At 42.6% G+C, this 21,224-nt stretch carries 19 protein-coding genes and 3 pseudogenes; 14 read left to right on the top strand and 8 right to left on the bottom strand.

The features are described from left to right. Positions 1-69 precede the first annotated feature (69 nt). From fliZ to ArsFIN_RS07200, 7 genes and pseudogenes are all read right to left on the bottom strand, one after another. A complete protein-coding gene (gene fliZ / locus ArsFIN_RS07235; RefSeq protein WP_026822127.1) occupies positions 70-585 on the bottom strand; it encodes a flagella biosynthesis regulatory protein FliZ in 516 nt (171 codons plus the stop codon). Between the two features lie 47 nt (positions 586-632). Then, the gene (locus ArsFIN_RS07230) at positions 633-1,355 is read right to left on the bottom strand and encodes an RNA polymerase sigma factor FliA (protein ID WP_026822126.1); all 723 of its coding nucleotides are present in this window, start codon (positions 1,353-1,355) and stop codon (positions 633-635) included. Positions 1,356-1,509: 154 nt separating this feature from the next. Continuing rightward, positions 1,510-2,742 (bottom strand): flagellin N-terminal helical domain-containing protein, encoded by a 1,233-nt coding sequence (locus tag ArsFIN_RS07225; protein WP_026822125.1) that lies wholly within the window; start codon positions 2,740-2,742, stop codon positions 1,510-1,512. Positions 2,743-2,876: 134 nt separating this feature from the next. After that, positions 2,877-4,073 carry a FliC/FljB family flagellin gene (locus tag ArsFIN_RS07220; RefSeq protein WP_135677612.1) on the bottom strand — a complete coding sequence of 399 codons (1,197 nt, stop codon included), beginning with the start codon at positions 4,071-4,073 and terminating at the stop codon, positions 2,877-2,879. Positions 4,074-4,257: 184 nt separating this feature from the next. Further along, complete coding sequence (locus ArsFIN_RS07215; RefSeq protein ID WP_135677611.1) at positions 4,258-5,448, bottom strand: FliC/FljB family flagellin; 1,191 nt, start codon at positions 5,446-5,448, stop codon at positions 4,258-4,260. A 184-nt stretch (positions 5,449-5,632) separates the two neighbouring features. Continuing rightward, positions 5,633-6,842, bottom strand: a pseudogene (locus tag ArsFIN_RS27320) (FliC/FljB family flagellin). Between the two features lie 181 nt (positions 6,843-7,023). After that, positions 7,024-8,247: a FliC/FljB family flagellin gene (locus tag ArsFIN_RS07200; protein WP_135677608.1), complete on the bottom strand. Its 1,224-nt coding sequence runs from the start codon at positions 8,245-8,247 to the stop codon at positions 7,024-7,026. A 176-nt stretch (positions 8,248-8,423) separates the two neighbouring features. On the opposite strand from ArsFIN_RS07200, the gene fliD reads away from it, so the two are divergent. Genes fliD through fliT form a run of 3 tightly spaced genes read left to right on the top strand, consistent with a single transcriptional unit; the run spans position 8,424 to position 10,569 of the window. Continuing rightward, positions 8,424-9,833, top strand: coding sequence for a flagellar filament capping protein FliD (fliD, locus tag ArsFIN_RS07195; protein WP_026822121.1), 1,410 nt, complete (start codon positions 8,424-8,426; stop codon positions 9,831-9,833). Positions 9,834-9,836: 3 nt separating this feature from the next. Further along, positions 9,837-10,244 (top strand): flagellar export chaperone FliS, encoded by a 408-nt coding sequence (gene fliS / locus ArsFIN_RS07190; RefSeq protein ID WP_026822120.1) that lies wholly within the window; start codon positions 9,837-9,839, stop codon positions 10,242-10,244. Continuing rightward, a complete protein-coding gene (gene fliT, locus ArsFIN_RS07185; protein WP_026822119.1) occupies positions 10,234-10,569 on the top strand; it encodes a flagellar protein FliT in 336 nt (111 codons plus the stop codon). Before fliS ends, fliT begins: the two co-directional genes overlap by 11 nt. 809 nt (positions 10,570-11,378) lie before the next feature. Here fliT and fliE read toward each other — a convergent pair. Next, entirely contained in the window at positions 11,379-11,690 is a 312-nt protein-coding gene (gene fliE / locus ArsFIN_RS07180) for a flagellar hook-basal body complex protein FliE (RefSeq protein ID WP_026822118.1), read from the bottom strand. A gap of 274 nt (positions 11,691-11,964) precedes the next feature. Here fliE and fliF point away from each other — a divergent pair, with 274 nt between their 5' ends. The 11 genes and pseudogenes from fliF to ArsFIN_RS07130 all read left to right on the top strand — a co-directional run bounded on the left by fliF (position 11,965) and on the right by ArsFIN_RS07130 (position 21,168). Next, entirely contained in the window at positions 11,965-13,629 is a 1,665-nt protein-coding gene (gene fliF / locus ArsFIN_RS07175; protein WP_026822117.1) for a flagellar basal-body MS-ring/collar protein FliF, read from the top strand. Beyond that, entirely contained in the window at positions 13,626-14,618 is a 993-nt protein-coding gene (fliG, locus tag ArsFIN_RS07170; protein WP_026822116.1) for a flagellar motor switch protein FliG, read from the top strand. Before fliF ends, fliG begins: the two co-directional genes overlap by 4 nt. Next, entirely contained in the window at positions 14,611-15,351 is a 741-nt protein-coding gene (gene fliH / locus ArsFIN_RS07165; RefSeq protein WP_026822115.1) for a flagellar assembly protein FliH, read from the top strand. The genes fliG and fliH overlap by 8 nt, the downstream gene beginning before the upstream one ends. After that, positions 15,348-16,733, top strand: coding sequence for a flagellar protein export ATPase FliI (fliI, locus tag ArsFIN_RS07160; RefSeq protein WP_026822114.1), 1,386 nt, complete (start codon positions 15,348-15,350; stop codon positions 16,731-16,733). The genes fliH and fliI overlap by 4 nt, the downstream gene beginning before the upstream one ends. 9 nt (positions 16,734-16,742) lie before the next feature. Then, a complete protein-coding gene (gene fliJ, locus ArsFIN_RS07155) occupies positions 16,743-17,183 on the top strand; it encodes a flagellar export protein FliJ (protein ID WP_026822113.1) in 441 nt (146 codons plus the stop codon). Next, positions 17,183-18,334 carry a flagellar hook-length control protein FliK gene (locus ArsFIN_RS07150; protein WP_026822112.1) on the top strand — a complete coding sequence of 384 codons (1,152 nt, stop codon included), beginning with the start codon at positions 17,183-17,185 and terminating at the stop codon, positions 18,332-18,334. The genes fliJ and ArsFIN_RS07150 overlap by 1 nt, the downstream gene beginning before the upstream one ends. Positions 18,335-18,553: 219 nt before the next feature. Further along, the gene (gene fliL / locus ArsFIN_RS07145; protein ID WP_026822111.1) at positions 18,554-19,024 is read left to right on the top strand and encodes a flagellar basal body-associated protein FliL; all 471 of its coding nucleotides are present in this window, start codon (positions 18,554-18,556) and stop codon (positions 19,022-19,024) included. 5 nt (positions 19,025-19,029) lie between these two features. Further along, positions 19,030-19,416, top strand: a pseudogene (gene fliM / locus ArsFIN_RS07140) (flagellar motor switch protein FliM); the annotation flags it as partial. A gap of 89 nt (positions 19,417-19,505) precedes the next feature. Then, positions 19,506-19,823 (top strand): hypothetical protein, encoded by a 318-nt coding sequence (locus ArsFIN_RS07135; RefSeq protein WP_210409104.1) that lies wholly within the window; start codon positions 19,506-19,508, stop codon positions 19,821-19,823. Then, positions 19,783-19,965 (top strand): hypothetical protein, encoded by a 183-nt coding sequence (locus ArsFIN_RS26970; protein WP_210409103.1) that lies wholly within the window; start codon positions 19,783-19,785, stop codon positions 19,963-19,965. The genes ArsFIN_RS07135 and ArsFIN_RS26970 overlap by 41 nt, the downstream gene beginning before the upstream one ends. Before the next feature lie 9 nt (positions 19,966-19,974). After that, positions 19,975-21,168, top strand: a pseudogene (locus ArsFIN_RS07130) (IS91 family transposase). The last annotated feature ends 56 nt before the right edge of the window (positions 21,169-21,224 follow it).

The raw sequence follows: 21,224 nt of genomic DNA, 5'->3' as shown, positions 1-21,224 counted from the left end.
CCTTAGCATTTACTAAGGCCTTATTTATCTAATCACTGTGAAAGCATTTAGTGACAATTGATTGCCGTATTAGGCTGAATGGCTAGCCTGCCAGTTAAGAAACTGCTCATATTTACGCAAAGCAATGTTGTAATTACTAAAGGCCGACTCGGTCATTTTATCCTGTATCTGCGCTTGAATTTTTTCAATCGCCACTTCATTGACGGGAAATTGCGCTTCACTTAACAACTCATCCAGGCGACGCAAGCGCACCACATATTCACGCACTGTGCTATGGCTCATCTCTGTCTCTTTAAATAAATACTGTTTAAAGGACATAATATCAAAATAGCCAGTATCACTATTACAATATATCTCACTACAAAAACGACATAATGCAGTAAATTTATGCTGTAATTCTGCCCATGCTTGGCTATCAATCAACTCGGTCATGGCTGAAATCGCTTCTTTATTTAGAATTTGATCATTAAATACTAATGAAATCCGATCAAGGGTTTTGTTACAGTGTGCGCAGTGAATTTGACTATGTTTATAGTCTTTAATATAACGGCTCAGCGGCCGCTTCTTTTGGTTAGAAACAGACATATTAGATAAGCCCTGTGTGTAAAACGTAAACAAAAAAATAAAAAATATTATTTATCTGGATTTAAACGCGCTCGTAGCCGTTTTATCGCCTGGCTATGTAGCTGGCTGACGCGGGATTCCCCCACATTCAACACGGCGCCTATTTCTTTCAGGTTCAGATCTTCTTGATAATAGAGCGTCAAAACCATTTTTTCCCTTTCAGGCAAACATTCTATCGCCTTTATAATATTTTTGCGAATATCAGTTGCTATTAAAGTTTGCAGCGGATTTCGCTCGTCGTCAACCTCAATAATCGGTTCGCAGCTTTCACCATGCACTTCATGCCATTCATCATACGAGCATAACTGACTATTATTGGTATCCTGCAGTAGCTGTTGATACTCAAGCAGACCAATGTGTAATTTATCGGCAATTTCCTGTTCGGTCGCCGGCCGGCCTAACGCTTGCTCAAGCTGCTGCATGACTTTGGTTGCTTCTCGCGCTTGACGACGCACACTACGAGGCACCCAATCGCGAGCACGTAATTCATCTAACATTGCACCCCGCACGCGTTGTACCGCATAGGTGGTAAAAGCGGTGCCTTGGCTGGCATCAAACCGCTCTAATGCATCCAACAAACCGATACCACCCGCCTGGACTAAATCATCCAGTTCTACACTAGCGGGTAATCTGACTTGCAATTTTAATGCCTCATGGCGTACTAAGGGAATATAACGCTCCCACAGCACATCTTTTTCAATCACCCCATCCTGGGTATAGAGATCATTCACCGTAAGCACCTGTCAGTTATCAACTGGCGCTTATTATCCGAAATTAAATTTAAGCTAATGGCGAAAATAGCGCTAAAAAATGGCCGTTTTTTACTTAGCGACTATTTTTAACCGCATAAATGGCTTGAGTGGCAAATCTATGATCAAAGAAAGGTTAGCGGAATAAGGTTAATACCTCTTGGGCTGATTGATTAGCCAACTTTAAGACTGAGGAACCCATCTGTTGTAAAAGCTGGGTTTTAGTTAAATTAGCCACCTCGTAGGCAAAATCCGCATCCTGAATACGGCTACGGGCAGCCTGTAAGTGGTTAGTGGTATTGGCTAAATTATCGATAGTGGCTGCCAGCCGATTTTCCGTTGCACCAAGCGAACTGCGATAACTATTAACTTGGGCTAAAGCTTTATCAATGCGGGTTAAGATATTATCGTTGCTGGCAGGTGTCGGGTGCAGCGGGACGTTTGGGGATCCAGCGACACCCTGATTACTTCTTATAAGATAAATACGGGCTTCCGATGACCCTGATGCCATGGTTCTAGCATGCATAGTTATATCATAGCGGTCATTATTGGCAGTAATCAATACAAACTCACCCGCAATAATTTGGCCGGTTGAATTATCAATTTTCTGATGTAACTGATAATCGACACCAAATACCGATTGTGGCGTTAATCCCGACTGTATTGGTATGATAATTTTTAGATTTGCAGTGGTTAATGGTTGTGTTATTCGCCCCAAAGCCAATAGTTGGCTATTAAGATCATTTAAAGATACCTGATTAATATCATAATCCGCATAGGGTTTACTCGGTTGTACGGGATTAACTGGATTGGTTGGATTGGTGGTGATATTGGCGCGATTAGTTAAATCCAAATCGTTTATTGCTAACGCCTTGGTGTTGATTGCTTGGCCACCGATTTCGATCGTATCACCATAATTGGCGCCCACCTGCAACAAGGTTTTGGCCTGTCTGGCGAATACCTTAATGCCATTAAAATCAGTTTGTGCGGCAATGCGATCAATTTCAGCTAAGCGCTGGTCGACTTCCTGTTGTAAGGTTTGAATATCTTGAGAAGAATTGGTGCCATTTAACGCCTGTACCGCTAAGCGCCGGATAGCTTGTAGATTATCCGTCACCTGGCTCAATGCCCCTTCGGTGGTTTGCAACAAGGAAATACCATCATGACAGTTACGGGCAGCCTGCGTCATAGCCATAATATTTGAGGTCATGCCATTAGCAATTGATAACCCAGCGGCATCATCTTTAGCACTGTTAATACGTAGTCCGGTCGATAAACGCTCAATAGTGGTTGTCAGGCTCTGTTGCTGATTATTTAGTGCTCGTTGAGCAAGCCGCGCTGAAAGATTGTTATTGGTGACAAATGCCATATGGTTATTTATTCATTCCTATAATAATGATGATAATTAATATTGCCATAACAAATACCCATCGTTATTTTATCACTCTGGCCGGCAAAGCCGGCCAGTAAAAAAACCACCAGAATAGTGGTTAAATAAAGCAATTAACGCAATAAAGACAGCACTGACTGAGTAGACTGATTCGCCATCGCCAATACCGTAGTGCCCGCTTGTTGCAGGATCTGACCGTTGCTTAAACGCGAAACTTCATCAGCAAAATCAGCATCCTGAATACGGCTACGGGCAGAAGAGAGGTTGTTGATAGTGTTGTTCAGGTTCTCAACCGCCGCTTCAAAGCGATTTTGCATCGCACCTAATGAGCTACGTAGGCCAGAAACGCTAGTCAAGGCATCATCCAGGCTGCTAAGGATTTTGTCTGTCGCTAACATCCCATTACGGGCGGTCGTAAGTTTTACATCAACATCGCCAGCAACTGCATCGGCAGTGATCTCTTTCCCCTGAGTAATAGTGATTGTTTTCGCCGGAGGAGTACTACCATCTTGACCAAATGCTAAATTAACTTCATAAACTTTAGTTGCATTTGTCGTTGTGCTATCAACTAAAACATATTGGCCATCAACGGCTTTACCCGTGGCGGCATCAATTTTTTGATGTAATTTCTGCGTACCAGTTAATGCAGTAGTACCAATTTTGATATTAGCCGCGGCTAAAGCAGCGGTTGCAGTAGTTGGGAATTTATCTTTGAATGCGGCTTCTAACTCAGCGTCTGTTGCTGCTGTTGCATTATAATCGGCATAAACTAGCGCAAAAGCATTCAGATTCACCTCTTCAATCTTTAACTCACCAGAAGTGATTTTCTCTAATCCAATCTCAATGGTTTCGCCATAATTAGCACCGATTTGGATAGTCTTCATCGTATTAGCACTTAACACTTTAGTGCCGTTGAAATCCGTTTGCTCAGAGATACGGTTGATTTCGTCTAAACGCTGTTTCACTTCATTTTGTAGCGTGGCGATATCGCTGGCAGAGTTAGTACCGTTACTGGCCTGTACCGCTAAGCGGCGGATCGCTTGCAGGTTATCATTCACCTGCGCCAAAGCGCCTTCCGTCGTTTGGGCAAGCGAGATACCATCATTGGCATTACGCGCCGCTTGCGTCATCCCCATAATGTTAGAGGTCATGCCATTGGCAATTGACATACCGGCGGCGTCATCTTTAGCGCTATTAATGCGCAGACCCGTTGATAGACGTTGAATGGTGGTACCTAGGGTATCTTGAGTTCTATTCAGTGCTTTCTGTGCGTTTAGCGCAGACATATTGGTATTAATTACCAGAGCCATAAAATTAGTTCCTTTATTGCAATTTTTATTGTTCGCCAGCCTAACTGGCTGATTATTGTTATCGGCCTAAATGCGCCAATCTTGAGCACCATTTGCGATATTTTCTGGCTAAATGACATAAAAAAGCCGGCACCAAGGCCGGCAACGTAAAATAATAAATTGACTAATGAGTTTATCGCTGAAATTAAGGCAATAAAGACAGTACTGACTGAGTAGACTGATTCGCCATCGCCAATACCGTAGTGCCCGCTTGTTGCAGGATCTGACCGTTGCTTAAACGCGAAACTTCATCAGCAAAGTCAGCATCTTGAATACGGCTACGAGCAGAAGAGAGATTATTGATAGTATTGTTCAGGTTCTCAACCGCCGCTTCAAAGCGGTTTTGCATCGCACCTAATGAGCTACGCAGAGCAGAAACGCTAGTCAAGGCATCATCCAGGCTGCTAAGCACTTTATCATCGCTTAACATACCAGCACGAGCAACTTTAGTATCAACAGCACCGGCAACTGCATCAGCGGTGATCTCTTTACCCAGGGTTACATCTACTGCTTTATCAACACCATTAGCACCAATCGCCTTAGTAGTTAAAGTTACTTCATAAACTTTAACTGCGGTTGCCGTTGTGCTATCAACTAATACATATTGGCCATCAACCGCTTTACCCGTAGCCGCATCAATTTTTTGATGTAATGCCCTATTAGCACCAAGTGCTGTAGTACCAACTTTGATATTAGCCACGTCTAAAGCAGCAGTTGCTGACGCTGGGAATGAAAGGTTTGCATCCTTGCCAATATCTGCTGCTGCAGTTGCAGCAGTAGCATAATCGGCATAAGACTTAGCAAAAATATTTAAATTGACTTCTTCTATTTTTAACTCACCAGAAGTGATTTTCTCTAATCCAATCTCAATGGTTTCGCCATGATTAGCACCGATTTGGATAGTCTTCATCGTATTAGCACTTAACACTTTAGTGCCGTTGAAATCCGTTTGCTCAGAGATACGGTTGATTTCGTCTAAACGCTGTTTCACTTCATTTTGTAGCGTGGCGATATCGCTGGCAGAGTTAGTGCCGTTACTGGCCTGTACCGCTAAGCGGCGGATCGCTTGCAGGTTATCATTCACCTGCGCCAAAGCGCCTTCCGTCGTTTGGGCAAGCGAGATACCATCATTGGCATTACGCGCCGCTTGCGTCATCCCCATAATGTTAGAGGTCATGCCATTGGCAATTGACATACCCGCCGCGTCATCTTTGGCGCTGTTAATGCGTAGACCCGTTGATAGACGTTGAATGGTAGTACCTAGGGTGTCTTGAGTTCTATTCAGTGCTTTCTGTGCGTTTAGCGCAGACATATTGGTATTAATGACCAGAGCCATAAAATTAGTTCCTTTATTGCAATTTTTATTGTTCGCCAGACTACCTGGCTGATTATTGTTATCGGCCTAAATGCGCCAATCTTGAGCACCATTTGCGATATTTTCTGGCTAAATGACATAAAAAAGCCGGCACCAAGGCCGGCAACGTAAAATAATAAATTGACTAATGAGTTTATCGCTGAAATTAACGCAATAAAGACAGTACTGACTGAGTAGACTGATTCGCCATCGCCAATACGGTAGTGCCCGCTTGTTGCAGGATCTGACCGTTGCTTAAACGTGAAACTTCATCAGCAAAATCAGCATCCTGAATACGGCTACGAGCAGAAGAGAGATTATTGATAGTATTGTTCAGGTTCTCAACCGCCGCTTCAAAGCGGTTTTGCATCGCACCTAATGAGCTACGCAGAGCAGAAACACTAGTTAAGGCATCATCCAGGCTGCTAAGCACTTTATCGTCACTTAACATACCAGCACGAGCAACTTTAGTATCGACAGTACCGGCAACTGCATCAGCGGTGATTTCTTTACCGAGGGTTACATCTACTGCTTTTGTATCAAGAGGAGTAGTTGCAGCAGCACCAGCAGTTCTGACGGCTTTAGTTGTTAACGTTACTTCATGAACTTTAGTTGTATTATTTGCTGTATCCACTAACACATTATTGGCCATCAACCGCTTTACCGGTGGCGGCATCAATTTTTTGATGTAATTTCTGTGTATTAGTTAGTCCTGTACCAGCAATTTTGATATTGGCATCAGTCAAATCCTTAGTTGCTGACGCTGGGAAGGAGAGATTAGTATCGTTGCCAATATCTACTGCTGCAGTTGCTGCAGTAGCATAATCGGCATAAGACTTAGCAAAAATATTTAAATTCACCTCTTCAATCTTTAACTCACCAGAAGTGATTTTCTCTAATCCAATCTCAATGGTTTCGCCATGATTAGCACCGATTTGGATAGTCTTCATCGTATTAGCACTTAACACTTTAGTGCCGTTGAAATCCGTTTGCTCAGAGATACGGTTGATTTCGTCTAAACGCTGTTTCACTTCATTTTGTAGCGTGGCGATATCGCTGGCAGAGTTAGTGCCGTTACTGTCCTGTACCGCTAAGCGGCGGATCGCTTGCAGGTTATCATTCACCTGCGCCAAAGCGCCTTCCGTCGTTTGGGCAAGCGAGATACCATCATTGGCATTACGCGCTGCTTGCGTCATCCCCATAATGTTAGAGGTCATGCCATTGGCAATTGACATACCCGCCGCATCATCTTTAGCGCTGTTAATGCGCAGACCCGTTGATAGACGTTGAATGGTGGTACCCAGGGTGTCTTGAGTTCTATTCAGTGCTTTCTGTGCATTTAGCGCAGACATATTGGTATTAATGACCAGAGCCATAATTGTTCCTTTATTGCAATTTTTATTGATCGCCAGCCTACCTGGCTGATTATTGCTATCGGCCTAAGCGCGCCAATCTTGAGCACCATTTGCGATATTTTCTGGCTAAATGACATAAAAAAGCCGGCACCAAGGCCGGCAACGTAAAATAATAAATTGACTAATGAGTTTATCGCTGAAATTAACGCAATAAAGACAGTACTGACTGAGTAGACTGATTCGCCATCGCCAATACGGTAGTGCCCGCTTGTTGCAGGATCTGACCGTTGCTTAAACGCGAAACTTCATCAGCAAAATCAGCATCCTGAATACGGCTACGGGCAGAAGAGAGGTTGTTGATAGTGTTGTTCAGGTTCTCAACCGCCGCTTCAAAGCGATTTTGCATCGCACCTAATAAGCTACGCAGAGCAGAAACACTAGTCAAGGCATCATTTAAGCTGCTAAGGATTTTGTCACCGTCAACTGCATTTTGGAATTGTGCACGTTTTGTGCCAACCGCTGCGCCAGACTCTGCATTTTGGATTTCGCCTTTAACTTTAATATCGAGTCCCTTATCATCCGTACCCACAAGTTTAGTCGTTAGCTCAACATCATAAACTTGTGTTGTCGCAGTCGCACCGGCACCGGTTGTTTTAACTAAAACATATTCACCTGCAATCTCTTGACCGGTGGTTTTATCCAATTTTTGATATAATTTGAAAGCAGTACCATGAGTTGCTGCAGCAGTTAAACCAGAAGCGCCTGCGTCAGTAATTTTGATATTACCATCAGCCAAATCTTTTGTTGCGTTTGCTGGGAACGTTAACGCCGCATCCTTACCAACATCAGCCGCTACTGTCGCAGTTGCATTATAATCCACATACTCACCAGCAAACACATTTAAATCAACGCCTTCAATCTTTAACTCACCAGAAGTGATTTTCTCTAATGCGATCTCAATGGTTTCGCCATGATTAGCACCGATTTGGATAGTCTTCATCGTATTAGCACTTAACACTTTAGTGCCGTTGAAATCCGTTTGCTCAGAGATACGATTGATTTCGTCTAAACGCTGTTTCACTTCATTTTGTAGCGTGGCGATATCGCTAGCTGAGTTAGTACCATTACTGGCCTGTACCGCTAAGCGGCGGATCGCTTGCAGGTTATCATTAACTTGCGCTAACGCCCCTTCCGTCGTTTGGGCAAGCGAAATACCATCATTGGCGTTACGCGCTGCTTGCGTCATCCCCATAATGTTAGAGGTCATGCCATTGGCAATTGACATACCCGCCGCATCATCTTTAGCGCTGTTAATGCGCAGACCCGTTGATAGACGTTGAATGGTGGTACCTAAGGTATCTTGTGTTTTATTCAGTGCTTTCTGTGCATTTAGCGCAGACATATTGGTATTAATAACCAGAGCCATAATAATTTCCTTGTTAATTTTTTATAATGCCAAAACAATTGGCTGGTTTGGTTATCGTCGCTGGGTTTTAATTCTTTAATCATTTGGCTAATAAATTTATTTTTTCTATTGACTCAATTTTTTTTAATTAGCGCCGATAACTGCAATAATCTTTATAAATTGAACAGGAAAAGATCATGTCAAATATGACTGTTTTAGGCGCAGGATCCGGCATGCCCATTGGCGAATGGCTGGATAAATTAGAAAACTCTGAGAATCAAAAGCTGAATCCACTAAAACAAAAACAGCAAAAATATGATAAACAGATCAGCGCTTACGGTTCATTGCGTGCTGAACTAGATAAATTGCAAAAGGCTGCCGAAACGTTGATGAAGTTTGACAAAATCACGACCACCTCAGTCAGTAAAGAGCATAAAACCGTTGCGGTCACCACCGATGAGAAAGCCGCTGCCGGTAATTATGAGGTGATTGTTGAACAACTGGCGCAAGCACAAGCCTTAAAGACCAACACTATCGATGATGTGAAGAAAAAACTGGGTGGTAATGTTACCAGCGGCCAAGAGCGAATATTTGTTATTAAGCAAAACAGTGAAAAACAGCCGCTGGAAATTAAACTCAGCGATGAACAAACATCGCTGCGGGAAATCCGGGATGCGATCAATAAAACCGATGGCAATGTCTCTGCTAGTCTGGTCAAAATTAAAGAGAATGAACATCAATTAGTTCTGAGCTCAAAGAAAACCGGTACAGAAGCAAAAATGGCTATTGAGGTAAAAGGCGATAGCACACTGAATGCGATTTTTAACAGCAATAATATGACTGAAACCGTCGCCGCCCAAAATGCTCAGGTAAAAATTAATGGTATTAACATTGAACGCCAAACTAATGAGATTAAAGATGCGCCAGAAGGGGTGACGTTTAACCTGCTCAAAACCTCTGAAAAAGATACCAATAATAACAATAGCCCGATAGCAGAAACCATTAATATTACTAAAGATATCGAGCCGACTAAAAAAGCGATTAAAGGCTGGGTTGATGCTTTTAATAGTTTGCACAGCTTTTATAAAAACCAAACCAAATATGTACCCACTAAACCGGGTGAAGCACCTTCGGCGAACAATGGTATTTTATTAAACGATAGCTCATCAGCGATGATCTTTTCCCAAGTGAAGGATTTGACGCTAAATGTGCAAGATATGCCCGATATGAATCATTTGAACCATTTTGGTATTGGTTTTAATCATGAAGGCAAAATAACGATTGATGATAAAAAATTGGATGAAGCGCTAAAAGATAGTCCAGCCAAAGTTAAACAATTCTTTATGGGGGATGGTGAAAAAAGCGGTTTTGCCACCGAAACTTTTCATTATTTAAAAAAGACCCTGGATAAACTGGAAGGGCCACTTCATTTCACGACTGAATCGCTTAATCAACAGAAAAAAATGTTACATTTGAAAATGGAAAGTGTGCAAACCACGATTGCGGCAACACTTAAACGTTATCAGAAAAAATTTATCGCGATGGATCAAGCTATCAGCAATATGAAACAGAGCAGTAACTCCTTAATGGCCCTATTAACAAAATAAATTATGAATAGCTCAACGGTCGAAACTATGTATGCGCAGGTGGATATTGAAAGCCAAATCTTAAATGCTTCACCTTACCAGCTGGTGCAAATCTTATATAAAGAGGCGCTTAGCGCCTTAAAGCGGGCAGTCATTTTTGTTGAACAAAATAATATTCAACAGAAAAATAACGCCATCTCTAAAGCGATTGCCATTATTGGTGAAGGATTAAATGGCGGTATTGATCGAGAAAAAGGCGGTGAAATTGGCGAAAATATGGCCCTGTTATATGACTATATGATCCGCGAACTGCTGCATGCCAGTCTGCATAATGATGTTGACCGCATTCAGCATGTCATTAAATTATTGACTGACTCAGCACAAACCTGGGCCCAACTTAACGATCCAGCAAGAAAATCTAATGAACAGTGAGCATCAACCCTTTTTAAGTGCTTATCAACATTTGCTGACCATTAGTCAGCAAATGTTAGCGCTGGCACAACTTGGTCAATGGGAACAGTTATTAGTTAGCGAAAAAGGTTATCAACAAGCGGTTGAGCAAGTTACGGCATTAGGTTCAATTGCTGGATTATCTAAGCCGCTAAGTCATCAATTAACTGAGCTATTACAAGCAATATTAACCAATGAAAATGCCATCCGCCAATTGATGGAAAGGCAGATGAATGAGCTGGCGCAGTTAATTAAACAGACCGCGCAACAGCAGCAGCTACAATCCCGTTATGGTGAATTTGAATAATTGGCTACTGGACTTGATGGCTAGACCCATTGATTATGATTTATTTTATGATCATTAATCTAAATTGCACTTTTTTACTTGAGTATAAGCGCTAAATTTATGCTTTAAAAAAGAATAAAAAAGACCGCTTAAGCGGCCAAAACATAATACCAGGGTAGTTAAATGACACAGAAATTACTGCGGGGAAATAATAAATCAGCATGCTTTTGGAGCAGAAATTTGGCCAATAATTAAGTTCCAATGCCCTACTTCCTGTTCCAAAAATCTCCTTTGCTTATTGCTATAATCTATTCTCCTGAATAAAAAATTATCTTATTACTACGATTTGCTAACGTTTTGCTAAGATTGATTTAAAATATCATTATATTTTGAACTATTATTAGGCGTGTCTCTTACTATTAAAACAATCATAATTGTTTATTTTATTAATAATTATTTAATTTATTTGGTCCGTCATATTTTAATAAAAGAAAATACGCAACACGATTTGCAAGTTCAATCAGTTTTTTTTTCCCGTAAAAAGTAATATTAATATAATAACTTTTAAATTTAATAGCTTACAATAAACAATCAACGGTTAATTTTGTTATCAAGATTATTATCGCGATATTTAATATCGAAAGAGGTATGTTTAAGATTATTAGCAAACATAATTTCATCAATAACCAACATTGCCAGCAAAAAACGCTAGCAATGATAATTATGGCTATCTTTTATCAGTCACTCATTCAGTTAATATTATTGATACTACCGCCAAATAATTACCAAGATAGCCACTTGTCGGTGGCTTAGTTATAGCAAAGGCTTATTTAAACTGGCATATTCATAATTTCTTGATAGGCACCCACTAGCTTGTTTCTCACTTGAATACCAAACTGCAGTGATAAACTGGCCTTTTGCAGATCGACCATCACATCATTAAGCTCTACCCCTGGTTTTTCCAAGGTTAATGCTTGTGCTTTCTGACTAGCGGTTACTCGGGTTTGATTAATTTTACCTACTGCGTTGATTAAGTGACTGGCAAAACCTGATTGCGCTGTCGCTGTTAACGGTATACTATTTTTGCTAACCATGTCTGTTGTCATTTGCGCGATAACAGATTGAATGGCGGGAATTGACATAAAAACCTCAAACTATTTTTTCCAATAACTTTCTCTAATCTGTGCCATTGTATTGACTCATCTTTTGACACTGAGCTGAAAATAACCCTACCACAGGTCAAATAAATCAAAACCGACAATTAGCGCCGAACTAAAAGTCTATTTCAGCCATTAAACCGATTACGAAAAACGATAATAGAAGGATGAAACTGGAAATACTTTATCAGTATGAGGAAGCCACTTTGTTACGCCACGTTATCAATCTTCATCAAGAACGAGAAGGCAAGGATTGTCTATGAATGCCGTAAATACTAATGGAGCAAATCCGCTCAAGGGATTAAGTACCATTTTCGACAAAATAAAATCTGATCCTAAAGTACCATTAATCGTTGCTGGTGCTTTGGCAATAACTTTTTTCATCGCGGCTATGTTTTGGCTACAGGGCGCTGACTATCGCCCTGTTTACACCAATCTTAGTGATAAAGATGGCGGCGAAATTGTTACTCAGTTAAGCCAAATGAACATCCCTTATCAACTATCTGCTGATGGTAGTATGGTTAAAGTGCCTGCTGATCAAGTCCATGAGGTTAGACTAAAGTTAGCTCAACAAGGATTACCCAAAGGTGGCAATGCGGGTTTTGAGCTGCTGGATCAAGAAAAATTTGGTTTGAGTCAATTTAGTGAACAGATCAACTATCAACGCGCTCTGGAAGGGGAATTAGCCAAAACCATTGAATCACTGGGTGTTGTGCAACGCGCCCGGGTACATTTAGCCATCCCCAAACCGTCACTGTTTGTGCGCGAGCAAAAAAATCCTACCGCGTCGGTTACCCTTAACCTACAAAACGGTCGCAAATTGGATGAAGGCCAGATTGCCGCTATTGTGCATATGATTTCCAGTAGTGTCAGTGGGTTAGCTAGCAGTAATGTTACCATCGTTGATCAATTAGGCAATTTATTAACTCAACCCGATGGTATTAGCCGCGATCTTAATCTGACACAACTCAACTATGTGCAATCGATTGAGAATCGTTATAAGCAACGTATCGAATCGATTATTATGCCATTGGTTGGCCGAGGTAACGTACACGCACAAGTTACGGCGCAAATTAATTTTGCCCGGACCGAAGAGACAGCGGAAGAATACAAACCCAACCAGCCGCCCAATGAATCAGCGGTGCGTTCAAAACAGACCAGTCGCAGTGAGCAAAACGGTCAATTGTTAGTTGGTGGTGTACCTGGTGCCCTATCGAACCAACCCACGCCAGCACCCAAAGCCCCGATTGACAAACCTAATGATAAAAATGCTCCGCAGCCAATAAATAATAATCATAATAGTCGGGTTGATGAAACCACCAACTATGAGATAGATCGTCGCATTCGTCATACTCAACATCAAATAGGCAATCTACAGCGACTTTCAGTGGCCATCATCGTTAATTATGCTGATAGCGATAAAAAAGAAAATGATGATAGCTTGCCGCTGACTGATGAAAAATTAACGCAAATTAAAACCTTGGCACAAGAAGCGATGGAGTTTTCTGAGCAGCGTGGCGATAGCCTGTATGTCGTAAACGCACCATTTCAAGCCCAAGATGCTGAACTTAAACCGCTTGAGTTTTGGCAACAACCGGTTTTTATCGCCAATGTGTTAGAGATTGGTCGTTATCTGTTGTTATTACTGTTGGCCTGGTTATTGTGGCGTTTAGTGGTCAAACCCCAATTACATAAAAAACGTCAAGCGGAGAAAGCCGCCAAAATGGCAGCTGAGCTGAAAGTGAAAAAAGATGCTGAGCAGGCTGCCCGACAAAAAATTGAGCAGGATGAAGCTGCGCGCCAAGAACAGACACGGCAACGTGTTAACGCAGAGATGCATACCCAACGCTTACGTGAGATGGTACAGAAAGATCCCCGTGTGGTGGCAATGGTTGTTCGTGATTGGATGAGTAAAGAATTATGAGTCTTAGTGGAACAGAAAAAAGTGCAGTGATGTTAATGTCAGTGGGTGAAGAACAAGCCGCTGAAATTTTTAAACACTTAAATAGCCGTGAAGTACAAAAATTAAGTGTGGCTATGTCAAGTTTACGCCAAATCTCTAACCATGAATTAACGGATGTACTGGCTGAATTTGAAGAAAACGCCATTCAATATGCGGCTATTAATGTTAATACCAATGATTACTTGCGTTCAGTATTAGTCAAAGCATTGGGTGAAGAGCGTGCCAATACCTTGTTGGAAGATATTTTTGAAACCAAAGAGACCGCTACCGGTATCGATACGCTGAACTTTATGGAGCCGCAGATGGCGGCAGATATGATCCGCGATGAACATCCGCAAATTATTGCCACCATTTTAGTGCATTTAAAGCGCGAACAAGCGGCCGACGTTTTAGCCTTGTTTGATGAAAAACTACGTAATGATGTCATGTTAAGAATTGCCACCTTTGGTGGCGTACAACCCTCCGCTTTGGCCGAGTTAACTGAGGTACTAAATAACCTACTTGATGGGCAAAATATTAAGCGTAGTAAAATGGGTGGCGTGCGTACTGCCGCTGAAATCATCAACCTGATGAAAAGTCAGCAAGAAGAGGTGGTTATTAGTGCGGTTAAAGAGTATGACGATGAACTGGCACAAAAAATTATCGACGAGATGTTCTTGTTTGAAAATCTTATTGAAATGGATAATCGTTCCATGCAACGTCTGTTGCAAGAAGTGGAAAATGACTCGCTGGTTATTGCATTAAAAGGTTGTGAACAAAATTTACGGGATCATTTCCTCAACAATATGTCACGCCGTGCTGCTGAGATCATGCGCGATGATCTGGCTTCACGCGGCCCTGTTCGCCTGTCGCAAGTGGAAGCAGAACAAAAAGCAATCTTGTTTATCGTTCGACGCTTGGCTGAAAGTGGTGAAATTGTGATGAATGGTGGTGAAGAAACCTATGTCTAAAAAATCACTATCAACATGGCAGCCCTGGCTGCCAGATGAAATTACTCTATGGCCAGGTTTAAATCCTGTTATCAATAGTCAGCATGTTGTAAGTGAGGCTCCTTTAACTGACCAGAGTGAAAAAGATGTTTTAGCGCACATCAATCAATTGGATGATTTAAAAGCACAAGCTAAAGAAATTGGCTATCAAGAAGGTTACGCTGCAGGTCAACAAGCTGGCTTGACGGATGGTCAGCAACAAGGTTACCAGGCCGGTTATCAGCAAGGCCTAGCTGAAGGCCATCAGGCAGGAACTGATAATGCCAAAAATGAGATGGCCGCTATCACCCAACAATGGCAAGCGCTATTAAGCGAGTTTCGCCACTCGTTAGAAGGTTTAGACAGTTTCATTGCATCCCGTTTAATGCAGATTGCTCTGCAGGCTGCTCGTCAAGTATTAGGTCAACCCGCGGTTTGTGACGGTAGCGCGTTATTGAACCAAATTAGTCATTTTCTACAACAAGATCCACTGTTGACAGGTCGCCCTCAACTTCAAGTTAATCCAAACGATATGGCACTGGTTGAATCACAACTGGGTGATAGCTTAACCGCTAATGGCTGGCGTCTGATCGCAGTGCCGGAATTGCATCGTTATGGTTGTAAAATTAGCGCTGAAAATAGTGAATTAGATGCCAGTTTAGAAACCCGCTGGCTGGAGCTTTGTCAGTTGATTATGCCGGAGAAATGTCCATGACCGCAAAACTTGCCCGTTGGTTAGGCCAAATTGACAGCTTTGAAAAACAGCTTAGCCAGCTAGCGCCAGTGCGCCATTATGGCAAATTAACCCGCGTGACAGGTTTGGTGTTAGAAGCAACCGGTCTGCAAATGCCGTTAGGGGCAAATTGTTTAATAAAACGCCAACATCAACCAGCTAGTGACGAGATTAGTTGCGAAGTCGTCGGTTTTAATGGCCATAAAATGCTATTAATGCCCTATCAGGATCTTGCAGGCATTGTGCCCGGCGCTCAGGTTTATCATCCGGCGACTGCAGACAAACAACAAAATAGCAGCCAACAATTTCCCCTTGGCCCGGCACTACTTGGTCGCGTTCTGGATGGTTTTGGTGAACCCTTAGATGGCAAATCCTTGCCGACCACAGATTGCCACGCTTCACTGGTTACTGCGCCGATTAATCCCCTGCAACGCGCACCAATTAACCACCCGCTTGATGTTGGCGTAAGAGCGATTAACAGCCTACTAACGGTAGGTCGCGGCCAACGGATGGGATTATTTGCCGGCTCCGGGGTCGGAAAAAGTATGTTATTGGGCATGATGGCACGCTATACCCAAGCTGACGTGATCGTGGTTGGTCTCATTGGTGAGCGAGGCCGAGAAGTTAAAGACTTTATTGAAAATATTCTCGGCCCTGAGGGCTTACAGCGTTCGGTGGTTATCGCGGCTCCCGCTGATGTCTCGCCGCTTTTACGTTTACAAGGCGCAACTTACGCCACCCGGATTGCCGAAGACTTCCGCGATCGCGGTTTGAACGTGTTACTGATTATGGATTCATTGACCCGTTATGCCATGGCACAACGTGAGATCGCCTTAGCGATCGGTGAACCGCCAGCCACTAAGGGTTATCCCCCTTCTGTGTTTGCCAAATTACCCACCCTAATAGAGCGAGCCGGTAATGGTATACAAGGTAGTGGTAGTATCACCGCTTTTTATACCGTATTAACAGAAGGTGATGATCAACAAGATCCGATTGCCGATTCAGCTCGTGCAATTTTAGACGGACACATTGTACTATCACGCACCTTGGCAGAATCTGGCCATTATCCAGCAATCGATATCGAAGCTTCCATCAGTCGGGCAATGAACAGTCTGGTCGATAAAAGCCATCTTTATCAGGCTCAACAGTTCAAACAACTATTATCTCGTTATCAGCGTAATCAAGATCTGATTAATGTTGGCGCTTATGCTGTGGGTAGTGACCCGATTCTTGATCAGGCGATCCAGCTTTATCCCCATTTGCAACAATTTTTGCGCCAAGATTGCGATGAGTACTGTTCAAAGGAGAGCGCCTATCAACAGCTTTGTCAGTTATTTCCCACTGTTAACCCTGAAAATCACTAACGAGGAAGCATGAAAGCAACCAATTCCTTTACCTTATTACGTGATTTAAGCCATAAAGATAGCAATCAGGCGGCGATACAACTGTCGCATATTCGGCATCAACATCAACAAATGCAACAACAACTGACACAATTGCTACAGTATCAGGATGAATATCGCCAACAACTTAATAGCATGCTCCATCAAGGCACCTCTTGTGCAATATTACAAAATTATCAGCAGTTTTTGCTAACCCTTGAACAAGCAATCACGCAACATCAGCAACATTTAGTTGAATGGCAACAACGAGAAACAAGTGCAGAAAAAAATTGGCAAGGCAAACAGCAAAAAACCAATGCCTTCAGTAAGCTACAACAACGTAGTGAACGTTTACAAAAAAAACGTGCTGATCGGCTAGAACAAAAACAAATGGATGAAATGGCGCAACGTGCCGTTTTAAGGACATCATAATGATCGATACATCAGTAACATTTACCGCCAGTTCCCCTGCTGCTGATCCCCAATCGGCTACAGAAGAGTCTTCAGTTAATTTTGCCCAAATGTTAACTAACCACTCAGCGCAAACAAAAAACAAAAACGTAGCAAACGATGCTGACTTAAATATTGAACAACAGGAAGATGCGCTGTTGACGATTAGCGGGCCTTTAGCGAATGAACCCAGCGCCCAGATTGACGAAACCATGACCTTAGCGGATCAATCAGCGTTTATGCCGTTAACCGCCAATCAATTTATTGATCAATTACCAATCCAGCTAGCAGAGGTAGCGACTCAGCTACGGCTAGAAAATGATCGCGCCACGGTAGCCGATGAAACAACTGAACAAGCAATTTTTGAACAATTGACTAATAATATTGATAATAGCGATGAAAAACTTCATTTAAAATCGCATTCTCAGTTAGCAACATTAGCTAGCCATAATTCATCAATCGAATACCCGCTGGCCAATTTATCAGCACCTTTCAAAGAACAGCCAACATCTCAATCTCTGTCATTACAACCGGCCATGCAATCTAATATCAATACCGCAACCCTGACAAATATGGCAGAAAATCCAGAATTACTTAACCTATCGCCAAGCAATAATAATGCAATCCCTTTAACATCGTGGTCAGCACATCCAAGCGCATTGACTCACTCAATGACAGCTAGCGTCAATTCAATTGCTTTGACTACGCCGATTGATCAGCCGGAGTGGGGACAAAAGTTTAGTGAGCAAATTGTCATGCTCAGTCGCCATGGCTCACAACAAGCCGAGTTACGTCTTCATCCTGAAGAATTAGGTAGCCTACAAATTCAACTTAAAATTTTTGACGATAAAGCGCAACTGTCAGTCGTGACCGCTAATCAACAAGCTCGGCAGATTATTGAAAGCAATCTAACACAATTACGTCATGCGCTATCAGAACAAGGCATACAACTGGGGCAAACGCATGTTGGCGAGCAACATAGTGAGCAAAATAGTCCGCCAGATAATCAGTCTGCAACGCCGCTATCATCAATAACAAATGAACAGCATGAACAGGAGAGTGAGAATTCATTAACTCAAGTCCGGCAAATTAACCAGGCACAAATAACCACTGGAATTGATGTATTTGCTTAAATCTATTTGCTTTTTTTAACTTTTTCTCGTGGGGGAAAATTCCCCCTGTCATTATCAGCATTGTTCAATGACAAAATAACCGCCTATTTTTACTGTTTTATTCTACCGTCAAGTTATTTATAGATCGGGATAATTATAGTGGAATGCAAAAACAGGGATAAAACGTTAATCGACAATGCCTTGATTATCCCAAGTAGAACCAAAAGGAATTACCTGTCTATGTCTAAGTCGCAACATCAAGGAAAACGCATAAGTGGGATCCTGTTAACCATTATGGCGTTATTCACACTATTAAGCTGTTTTATTGCTGGCTATAGTTGGTGGCTATTACAAGCAAAAGAACAAGATGAGCATCAACCGGAAAAAAGAAGTCTGGTGATACCGGTATTTATGTCACTAGAACCCTTTACGGTTAATCTAATCGACGATGAGAAACGCGATCGCGTGTTATATATTGATATTACATTACGCCTGACTAGTGAAGAAACCCGTAAACGCCTTCATGATTTTATGCCTGAGGTGCGCAGCCGTATATTGTTATCTCGCCAAAACGCCACTGAGTTGGCAACAGATACCGGCAAAGTTCATCTTATGTCTGAAATTAAGCAGGTATTAAAACCGACTTTTGAATTAGAAGAGTCTGAGCAAATTATTACCGATGTGTTATTCACAACGTTTATTTTACGATAAATCACATGAGCGATAACTTTCTTTCACAAACAGAGATTGATGCCCTGCTAAATGATGCGCCCACTGATAATATGGTTAGCAGTGGAGAGAAAAAAGCATCTATTGCTGAAATGGATATCCATCCTTATAATCCAAATACTCAACGACGTGCTGTTCGCGAGCGACTACAATCGCTGGAAATTATCAATGAGCGTTTTGCGCGCCAGTTTCGCATGGGATTATTTAATATTCTACGGCGTAGCCCTGATATTACGGTAGGACTAATCAAGATTGAGCCTTATCATGAATTTGCGCGCAATCTTCCCGTGATGACTAACCTTAATCTGGTGCATCTAAAACCTTTGCGCGGCACCGCCCTTTTTACCTTTGAACGTAGCACGCTACGCGTGAGCGGCGCAGCGGTGCTGCTTCGGGGATGTTAATGAGTTGAGTACTGTTTTATACTCTGCAGTAGGTTAATTTTTTTCAGGGATTCATCTCGATGGCTCGCAATAAATCTCCCAGAAAGCGTAAACCGGTTAAATCAGGCAGGCTGCCCGTCACTTCACGTGCCACAGCGCCTGTTTATCCGAAACGTTTTATGATCTCTCTCCCACCCGAAAATGATGATGACAGACCGCCTGAATTTTTTTATGACACCCTAAAAGAAGCCATACGCCACTGCGTCCGACTCGGCCCCCAATTTTTTCTCGACACGCAGTATTACCCGCCGCTAGTCACGATTATCAGGGGTTTTGAACAACGCCAAGACCAAGCCGATGACGCTGGATACGACTACACTGAGGGGGGGAATAACTGAAAGTCTGCCTGCCGATGAATTCATCACCTATACGGAGCTAGGAATAATCCCTGTTTCCTTTGAACCCTGGGATAAACACACCGATAACTGGGCTGACGAATCTGACAATTTCTGTTTCTTTGGCAAGATGCCCATAAGGTAATTGAGTCAGATGTATATCCCTCGTCCTGCTAAACTACTTTTCACCATTGATGACGGTTGGAATAAATTCCTCGAAAAATACGGCGATAGCGTTAGTTCGTGGACGAGTTTATCTGTGGAGCGCATGCTTGCCTGCGGCACTTGTGCCATGGGTGTCCGGCGCTATTGTTGCGCTTCGTCTGATTGTTCTCACAGCCGTTTTTTCTGCCAAAGCTGTAAGTCAAAAGCCTGCAGTTCATGTGGCTTTAAAGCCACCGAGCAGTGGTTAGCACAGCAGGTTCATATTTTACCCGACTGCGACTGGCAACACATTACTTTCACCATGCCACATCTCCTTTGGCCTTTTTTTAACAATAACTGGCCGCTACTTAATGCTCTGTTTCGGGCAGCCACTCGAGCTATGCTGCAGTTGGCTCGCAAACAGGGTATCGAAATTGGTATTTTCTGTGCCTTGCATACTTATGGCCGGCAACTCAATCAACATCCGCATGTTCATGTTTCCGTCACTCGAGGGGGTTTGGATAGTAAACATAGTGTATGGCGAAAGCTGTTTTTCAAAAAAAAGGATGTCGAAGAAATCTGGCGAGGGGCTGTTATCCGACTACTGCGTCACAGTTATGATTTAATTAACCCTGGCCTTCTTCCCGGTCTTGGCCATATCCGTGACAAAAAACATTGGCGGCATTACTTGAGGGCGCAGTACGGACGTTATTGGAAAGTGCACTTTGCTAAAACGAAAGGGGCATGGCATAGTGTTAAGTACCTCGGTCGCTACCTTAAACGCCCACCGGTATCTGCGTCAAAACTGCGGCATTACCGAGGGTGCCGTTGTTCATCACTACCATGACCACCGAACTGGCCAGCATCTGCAGCAGACTCTGCCGCAGGAAGAGATGATTAGACGCTATATAAGCCATATTCCGGCCAGGCATTTTAAAATGGTGCGTTACTCTGGTTTTGTCGAATCGTAAACGGGGAAAACTATTGCCGAAAGTGTATAAGGCACTTGAGATGACGGCACGTAAAACCGGAGAACCCAGGTTTTTCTGTGCTGATGAAAGGATTTCTGCGTACCGATCCGTACAAATGTATTCTGTGTGGCGACAGGCTGCTTTTCACCGGGGCGCAAATGGGTAAAAAAGCAACGGAATTGTTGTCAGAAAGACTGCATAACCTGGAGAAAAAGCGATGGTTACGCAGCTAAACGCAGGATCAATGTGTCTAAAATAAGGAAATCAGGTTAGAAATTACACTCTCTGA

The organism is Arsenophonus nasoniae (assembly GCF_004768525.1).
GTDB lineage: Bacteria > Pseudomonadota > Gammaproteobacteria > Enterobacterales > Enterobacteriaceae > Arsenophonus > Arsenophonus nasoniae.
This window is presented reverse-complemented; position numbering and strand designations above follow the sequence as displayed.

Coding starts and splice junctions, on each gene's coding strand:
- fliI (WP_026822114.1), top strand. CDS start 15,348: ATGACCGCAAAACTTGCCCGTTGGTTAGGCCAAATTGACAGCTTTGAA.
- ArsFIN_RS07225 (WP_026822125.1), bottom strand. CDS start 2,742: ATGGCATTTGTCACCAATAACAATCTTTCAGCGCGGCTTGCTCAACGA.
- fliS (WP_026822120.1), top strand. CDS start 9,837: ATGAATAGCTCAACGGTCGAAACTATGTATGCGCAGGTGGATATTGAA.
- ArsFIN_RS07215 (WP_135677611.1), bottom strand. CDS start 5,448: ATGGCTCTGGTCATTAATACCAATATGTCTGCGCTAAACGCACAGAAA.
- fliH (WP_026822115.1), top strand. CDS start 14,611: ATGTCTAAAAAATCACTATCAACATGGCAGCCCTGGCTGCCAGATGAA.
- fliF (WP_026822117.1), top strand. CDS start 11,965: ATGAATGCCGTAAATACTAATGGAGCAAATCCGCTCAAGGGATTAAGT.
- fliT (WP_026822119.1), top strand. CDS start 10,234: ATGAACAGTGAGCATCAACCCTTTTTAAGTGCTTATCAACATTTGCTG.
- fliD (WP_026822121.1), top strand. CDS start 8,424: ATGTCAAATATGACTGTTTTAGGCGCAGGATCCGGCATGCCCATTGGC.
- ArsFIN_RS07220 (WP_135677612.1), bottom strand. CDS start 4,073: ATGGCTCTGGTAATTAATACCAATATGTCTGCGCTAAACGCACAGAAA.
- fliL (WP_026822111.1), top strand. CDS start 18,554: ATGTCTAAGTCGCAACATCAAGGAAAACGCATAAGTGGGATCCTGTTA.
- ArsFIN_RS07200 (WP_135677608.1), bottom strand. CDS start 8,247: ATGGCTCTGGTTATTAATACCAATATGTCTGCGCTAAATGCACAGAAA.
- fliG (WP_026822116.1), top strand. CDS start 13,626: ATGAGTCTTAGTGGAACAGAAAAAAGTGCAGTGATGTTAATGTCAGTG.
- ArsFIN_RS07135 (WP_210409104.1), top strand. CDS start 19,506: ATGGCTCGCAATAAATCTCCCAGAAAGCGTAAACCGGTTAAATCAGGC.
- fliJ (WP_026822113.1), top strand. CDS start 16,743: ATGAAAGCAACCAATTCCTTTACCTTATTACGTGATTTAAGCCATAAA.
- ArsFIN_RS07150 (WP_026822112.1), top strand. CDS start 17,183: ATGATCGATACATCAGTAACATTTACCGCCAGTTCCCCTGCTGCTGAT.
- fliE (WP_026822118.1), bottom strand. CDS start 11,690: ATGTCAATTCCCGCCATTCAATCTGTTATCGCGCAAATGACAACAGAC.
- ArsFIN_RS26970 (WP_210409103.1), top strand. CDS start 19,783: ATGACGCTGGATACGACTACACTGAGGGGGGGAATAACTGAAAGTCTG.
- fliZ (WP_026822127.1), bottom strand. CDS start 585: ATGTCTGTTTCTAACCAAAAGAAGCGGCCGCTGAGCCGTTATATTAAA.